This is a genomic window from Dolosigranulum pigrum ATCC 51524 (assembly GCF_000245815.1).
Taxonomy (GTDB): Bacteria; Bacillota; Bacilli; order Lactobacillales; family Carnobacteriaceae_A; genus Dolosigranulum; species Dolosigranulum pigrum.
Map to the genome: position 1 here is coordinate 942,205 of NZ_JH601103.1, position 7,119 is coordinate 949,323.

The 7,119-nt window shown below is 37.4% G+C and carries 4 protein-coding genes; 3 read left to right on the top strand and 1 reads right to left on the bottom strand.

Annotation, left to right across the window (positions count from 1 at the left end; translation table 11 throughout):
* Positions 1–58 precede the first annotated feature (58 nt).
* Positions 59–1,321: a serine hydroxymethyltransferase gene (gene glyA, locus HMPREF9703_RS04365; RefSeq protein WP_050815192.1), complete on the top strand. Its 1,263-nt coding sequence runs from the start codon at positions 59–61 to the stop codon at positions 1,319–1,321.
* Between the two features lie 83 nt (positions 1,322–1,404).
* A complete protein-coding gene (gene tsaE / locus HMPREF9703_RS04370; protein WP_004635920.1) occupies positions 1,405–1,872 on the top strand; it encodes a tRNA (adenosine(37)-N6)-threonylcarbamoyltransferase complex ATPase subunit type 1 TsaE in 468 nt (155 codons plus the stop codon).
* A gap of 59 nt (positions 1,873–1,931) precedes the next feature.
* Here tsaE and HMPREF9703_RS04375 read toward each other — a convergent pair whose 3' ends face one another.
* Positions 1,932–3,455, bottom strand: coding sequence for an AcpB/EbpR/MafR family transcriptional regulator (locus HMPREF9703_RS04375; RefSeq protein ID WP_004635921.1), 1,524 nt, complete (start codon positions 3,453–3,455; stop codon positions 1,932–1,934).
* A gap of 312 nt (positions 3,456–3,767) precedes the next feature.
* On the opposite strand from HMPREF9703_RS04375, the gene HMPREF9703_RS09040 reads away from it, so the two are divergent.
* Positions 3,768–7,119, top strand: a 3,352-nt coding sequence (locus tag HMPREF9703_RS09040; protein WP_004635922.1) for an SdrD B-like domain-containing protein, incomplete at its 3' end; no start/stop codon positions are given.

Sequence of the window (7,119 nt, forward strand, 5' to 3'; positions counted from 1 at the left end):
TCAGTTGAAAAATAATAAAAAATCAGTTATCTTTATAGATGTCATATGAATAAAACCTATGAACAATCATGTAGAAGAAAGGTGTTGTGTTATAGTGAAAGATACTGAACTATTTAAGGCAATTGACCAAGAAAAACAGCGTCAAGAAGAGAATATTGAACTGATTGCTTCGGAGAACTTCGTATCCGATGAAGTGATGCAGGCACAAGGAAGTGTCTTAACGAATAAATATGCGGAGGGTTATCCGGGTAAGCGCTATTATGGTGGATGCCAGTATGTCGATATTGTCGAACAACTTGCGATTGACCGAGTGAAGGAATTATTTGGCGCTGAATATGCGAACGTCCAACCACACTCCGGCTCCCAAGCAAACTATGCTGTCTTTCAGGCTTTAATGGAACCAGGAGACACCTACTTGGGTATGGACTTGTCTCACGGTGGCCACTTAACCCACGGATCACCCGTGAACTTCAGTGGGATTATCTATAACGTAGTGCCTTATGGTGTCGATCAAGAAACCGAGCGAGTTGACTACGATGAAGTGTTAAGATTGGCGAAAGAGCACCAGCCGAAGATGATTATTGCTGGTTACAGTGCGTATCCAGGTGAGCTGGATTTTGCGAAGTTCCGCGAGATTGCCGATGAAGTAGGCGCTTACTTAATGGTTGATATGGCGCACTTCGCTGGTCTAGTCGCAACAGGAGATTATCCAAGTCCTATTCCTTATGCTGATGTTGTCACGTCCACCACACACAAGACCTTGCGTGGACCTCGTGGCGGCTTAATTCTATCACGCGACACCAAGTTGGCGAAAAAATTAAACTCAGCCATCTTCCCAGGCTCACAAGGCGGACCGCTTGAGCATGTGATTGCTGCTAAAGCAGTAGCCTTCCATGAAGCCTTACAACCAGAGTTCAAGGACTACCAACAACAAGTCAAGAAAAATATCAAAGCGATGGTAGAAGTGTTCAACGAGGCAGCGGAACCGCGCGTCATTATGGGAGCAACTGAGAACCACTTAACCTTAATTGATGTGACAGGCTTCGACTTAACCGGTAAGGAAGCAGAACACCTACTCGATGAAGTGAAAATTACAGTTAACAAAAACACCATTCCATTCGAGACGAAAAGTCCATTCGTCACCAGCGGAATCCGTATCGGTACTCCAGCCATCACTTCACGTGGCTTCGATGAAGAAGATGCGCGTAAAGTAGCCGAACTGATCGTCCGTACGCTACGCGCGAAAGAAGACGAAGCAGAACAAGAAGCTATTCGTCAAGAAGTTAAAGCATTAACTGACAAAAATCCACTATATAAATAAACAATCACCAAAATAATCAAGATAGAAAGACCATGAGCATCATGCCTCGTGGTTTTTCTGTTGTAAGTAAGAGGAGATTTTAAATGTATCAAAAACAATTACATTCAGAAGAAGCAACACGACAATTTGCCGAAAAACTGAGCCAATACTTAACGCCAGGTATGACGATTCTGTTGGAAGGTGATCTAGGTGCAGGCAAGACCACTTTTACCAAAGGAGTTGCAGCGGGACTTGAGATTGATCGTATAATTAAGAGTCCCACTTACACCATTATTCGCGAATATACATCGGGACGCCTGCCGCTTTATCATATGGACTTGTACCGCTTGGAAGATAGTGGTGTTGAAGGATTAGGATTAGAGGAATACTTCAGTGGAGAAGGAGTCTCTATCGTTGAATGGCCAACCGTTGCGATGGAAGACATGCCAGCAGACCACTTACACATCACCCTTGCTCATAGTGAGAATCCGGATAGTCGGCAGATGACTATCACAGCAATGGGTTATCAATATATCCAGCTGTTAGCTCAACTCGAAGCCTTGGATTCATAACCGCATACCATAAAAATCCCCGCTACATGAATTATGACACTCATGTAGCGGGGATTATGCTATAGTCGATTAATACTATTAGGGAGAAGATTGCTGATTTCTGTCCGAATGCGGTTGAACTCTTCCTTTGTCGGCACATCATTCATATGAATAATTGGTGTGGTCGTCTCTAGATCAATCACATTTTTTGTCGTCAAGATGGCATAGTAATCATCGAGATTAATCGCTTGCCAGCGCAATTCTGGATACTCCAGCGAATCGAAGTGAATACTCTTCCGGAAATAAAACTGAAACAATTCTTTCAGCACCTCACTATGCCGTGTATTATGATGATTAATAATTAAGAACTTCAACTGACTCGACTTCTCTAATAATTGTGGGAGCAAATCATGCCAGTTGATTAATAAAATATACATCAAATACTCCATGTAATTCGGATCATCCAGATGCTTAATCTCCAAGCTTGATACTAATTCTCGAAGGAGTCCCTCAGCCCGCTCATAAAATTCCGGAATTAACTGCTGCAGATGCTTGCATGCATAATGATTGCGCCTTACATACAAATAATTCGATCCTAAATCAATATTAAACAAGTGAATTGAATTATGAATCTCTAACAGTAAATCAAACTTATTCGGTAAGTCAATCTTAAACTCATGACTCAACCGATACAACATCCCACCGATATCTAATTGTAATTGAGTTGATTTTAAGTCATGTTGGTTCATTTGAATTAAATGATCATAGTTAATAGCGTAATTATTTTGCACATAAACATAAAAAATTTGACCAATCAGCTCATCAGAATAAGGTATACCAAAGATTTTCTCTGTATGTTGTTTAAATTGTTTTATTTTATCACTATCATAATTTAACGATTGATATAAGTGGTCTAGATAAAAGGCAGTGTTCAATGTATCAGAATTTACTAAATTCCCTTGCTTATAACGTCGTAATCCAACATAGGTCAAAAATTTAAAAGAAGCAAATGTCATGAATTCTACTGTAATATCCATTAATGATATAAGATCTAATAAACTTTTTTCTAATTCAATTTCATCTACACCAATCGCTTCCCAGTCAAGTAATGCTTCTATCTCGTACAAATGTTGCGCCCAAATGAAGCGAATATGGCGTTCATCGCCGTGAAGTTCAATCGGTGAATGTGAAATTGAGATATCGAATTTTTCAACTAATCGTTTACTTAATTGATTAATTATACGTGAAGCAGAACTGACACTAATATAGAATGAGGTTGCGATATCTTCTAAACTTGTGGTGCCTTGCTCTAAAATATAAAGCAAGATTTTAATGTAATTAGTAGATAACAAGTAGTTTTGCTTAACTAATGTGTTATTACCTCGCTTGCTTAAGGTTAAGATAATCCCTTCTGTTGTATGCTCAACAGTTCCAAAGTCGCTATAATAATCGTGTAAAAAGTCTAAATCCTGGCGAATTGTTCTCGTCGTGACATCAAACATTTTCGCTAAATCCTCGAATGGCGTGGGGTGTTCTCTATTAGCATGTAAAAAACTTAACAAGTTTAGTCGTCTAAAATCAGTAGTTCGCAACACTTCTTTCATAATCTTATCAACCTCCTATTAAACATTGCAATATTAATCATACATGTTTTTGAATGAACTTTCAATTCTCTTCACTCGAATTGAAGAATAGATGGAAATACAGTCATATTAATGTTTATAAAGTGTATAAATAGTAAAATAGACATTGTGTAAACGGTTTCTCAAAAAAAAAAAAAAAAAAATACAATGGTAATCCGTATAATTCTCCTGATTATCGGAATATTCTTCAGTTCGTATGAATGAATATGAAAACTAGATCTGTTAATTTGTTGCTATAATGATGACAAGACTACTTTTTATAGGAGGATTTACATGGTCGGAAAAAATAATAAACGATTACTTAGAGAAAAGCAGGCCAATAAATTTAAGCGCTATGCTTTAAAAAAATTAACAGTCGGATTAGCGTCCGTCACAATCGGAACGGGACTTGTCTTCGCAACTAGCTCATCTGTAAGTGCAGATGAATTAGCAGTCGGTGAGCGCACAGTTGTTGTCTCAGATAAAACAGCTGAGGAACAACCGCAACCCGATACACCATACTTACAAGAACAGGAAGAAGCTGTTACATCAGCAGAAGAACCTCAAGTAACAGAAGACAGAATCAGTGAAGAAAAAGCTGTCAAGACGTCTGAAGAGACCGAAGAGAAAGCAATTGAATCTGAAGAGGTTGCTGAAGAAAAACAAGCTGACAGTCATGAGCAAACAGAAGAAACTTCTGATATAGAAGAAACAAATACAAAAGCACCTCAAGCTCCTGCGACTCAACTCGCACCAGTTGCTGAATCTGTAGCTAAACCAGTTCGTGAAGAACAATCAGCCGAAGCACCAACGACTACCTTATCACAGATTGACCAACTACCAGAAGAATTCTTAACTTACTTGCGCGACCATAGTGATATTGTTGACTTCAAGAATGCGGCGACAATCGAAACCTACGCTAACTTACTCCAACAATCTTACGGCGTCGAAGCAGCTAAAGAAGAACGTATCCGCGCTATCGAAGCGGCTGTTAAAGAAATCGAAACAACCAAAGAACAAGCCAAAAATGAAGTTGTTGATCAAACAGAACGTTTAATTGATGCGGATAAAGACAGTACAACCCCACAAGATCAGTCCAAAGAAACATTCAAAAAAGCTATTCAGCAAGCAGATAATCCGCAAATAGTCGTCGAATCCTACTTAAAAGATGCAGGCTACAAAGCTGAAGATATTGCTGGTATTTTAGCTAATGTTGATATGTCCCTTGCTAACGACCCAGACCAACTACTTGAAAATATCATCCAAGCTGGTGTTAAGTATGCGAATGAACATACTCAACCAGGTGTGTTATTAGCCAATCCTCAAGGGCGAGATGTAGGTCATTTGATTAATGTTACCCCTTTGAATCAGCAAAACCCAATTAGAAGAGGTAGAGATAACACTTTTGATTTTTCATATCATATTAGTTTTAATAATCCGGAATCTAATTTGAAACGAGTAAAACCGGGAGATTATTTTGATGTAGAATATAAAAATGTTACTATTAATGATTTAAATGAATTAGGCAAAACAGGTGGAAAAAGCCCAATAGTAAGAGACCAAAATGGGAATGTCATTGCATTTATTACTGACCTAAAAGAAAAGAATATTATTAGATACACTTTTACAGAATATGTTAAAAATAATGATAATATCGAGATGGAAATTGGCTATAGTCATTCGATAGATCGAAAAAAAGCAGCTAAAAATGGAACATATGATATTGAATATAAAGTAGGAACCAATAGATTCACGTTGCCTAACGTACAAATTGATTACTCTGATCTTATGATGAGAAAAGATCAATTAAATGGAAGTAGAGCTTTTGTTAAAGTAAATAGTGATGGGAATTACAGACATGTCACATATTTTAATCCACAAAAAAATTCACTAAATAATGTTCAGATTGAAGGTGTTGCACTAGGAGCAGGTACTCTTAATTCCGAAAATAGTACAGTAAAATTATATAAAGTAAAAGATAATCGTCGCTTAGCTGATAGTATCAGTGCGAATAACTATAATGACACAACTATTTTTGAAGATGTTACACGAAATTACCCAACATTAAATCAATTTGAAGATGTATCTTTTAGTGGTGGAAAACTTACTGGGAAAAGTACAGGTAAAGCTAATTTAGGAAATATAAATGAAACATATGTGATGGTTGTTGACAGTAAAGCAAAAGATGATGGAACTTTAATAGCAGGTGGTATATTACATGGTAATGGTAAGTCATTGCAACTAGCTTCCAGCACTGCTCATGTAAGTGGAGCTGGAGCAGCCCAAGCTTTACCTAGAGAAAGAATTTACTCAATTGGTGATCATGTATGGCATGATGAGAATAAAGATGGTATTCAACAACCAGGAGAACCAGGAATTGCTAACGTTGAAGTTCGATTACTAGATAATTCAGGAGAGATTGTTAGTACAACCCGAACAGATAGTGAGGGTCATTATGAATTTAATGAATTACCTAATGGTCAATATTTTGTTGAGTTTTCAACACCAGAAGGATTTATTCCTACTATTAAGAATGTGAATAATAATCGGAATGATGTAAATGATTCGGATGGAACTATCGTACCAGTTACTATTAATAATAGAAGTGATATGACTATTGATTCTGGTTTCTACCGAAAAGTTTACTCAATTGGGGATAAAGTTTGGGTTGATTCAGATAAAGATGGTATTCAGGATACTGGAGAACGTGGTCTTGCTGGTGTTACTGTTAAGTTAGTAGATGAATATGGGAATGTTAAGACAACAACTACTAAACCAAATGGTGAGTACCGTTTTGATAATTTGGATGAGGGCACTTACCAAGTAATCTTCCAGACACCAGAAGGTTATGAACCAACAAAACCATACCAAGGTGACAATCGTAATCAAGATTCTAATGGATCAACTACAACAATTAAAGTAAGTCCACAAAATCCATTCTTCAATGAGAATCGACATAATCCAACAGTTGACTTTGGTTTAATTGAAGTTCAACCCGAAAAATTATATGAAATGACGGTTGAAGATAGTAGTTTTGAAACACATATCTATTCTGAAGAAGAATATAATCAACTTCCAGGAAAAACACCTCAAACAGTTGAAGTTGGAAAGATCAAAAAAGTCCAATCTGGAAAAGATCGTCGTGTTCAAGTATTATATGAACATGTCAATCCGGACACACTTCCTCAGTCAACAACAGATCAATTTGTTGATGGCTTTGTTAATGGTAAGTTAGTTACTGAAGCAGGTACATTTGTCCAACGAAATGGACAATACTGGAGAGAAGTCTCTAGACAAGTTTTACAAGAATCTCAAGATGAAATCTTTATCTACAAACCAGTTGAATCGAAAGATCCTGTTGTTCCAAGATTTGATATTGAAGATGGAAAATTATATGTAACAATTAATGGTAATAGACAAGAAATTGGAAATGTTACTGGCAAACCAGGTGAACCAGGAAAAACACCAACCTTTGAAATTAATGAAGAGGGGCACCTAATTGCTAAATTTGAAAATGAATCTGATAAAGACTTAGGAAAAGTAACGGGCGAACCAGGTCAAAATGGAGATCCAGGTAAAGACGGTCGCACACCATCGGTTCATACAACCCGTAACGAAGATGCAGGTGAAACCACCATCATATTCT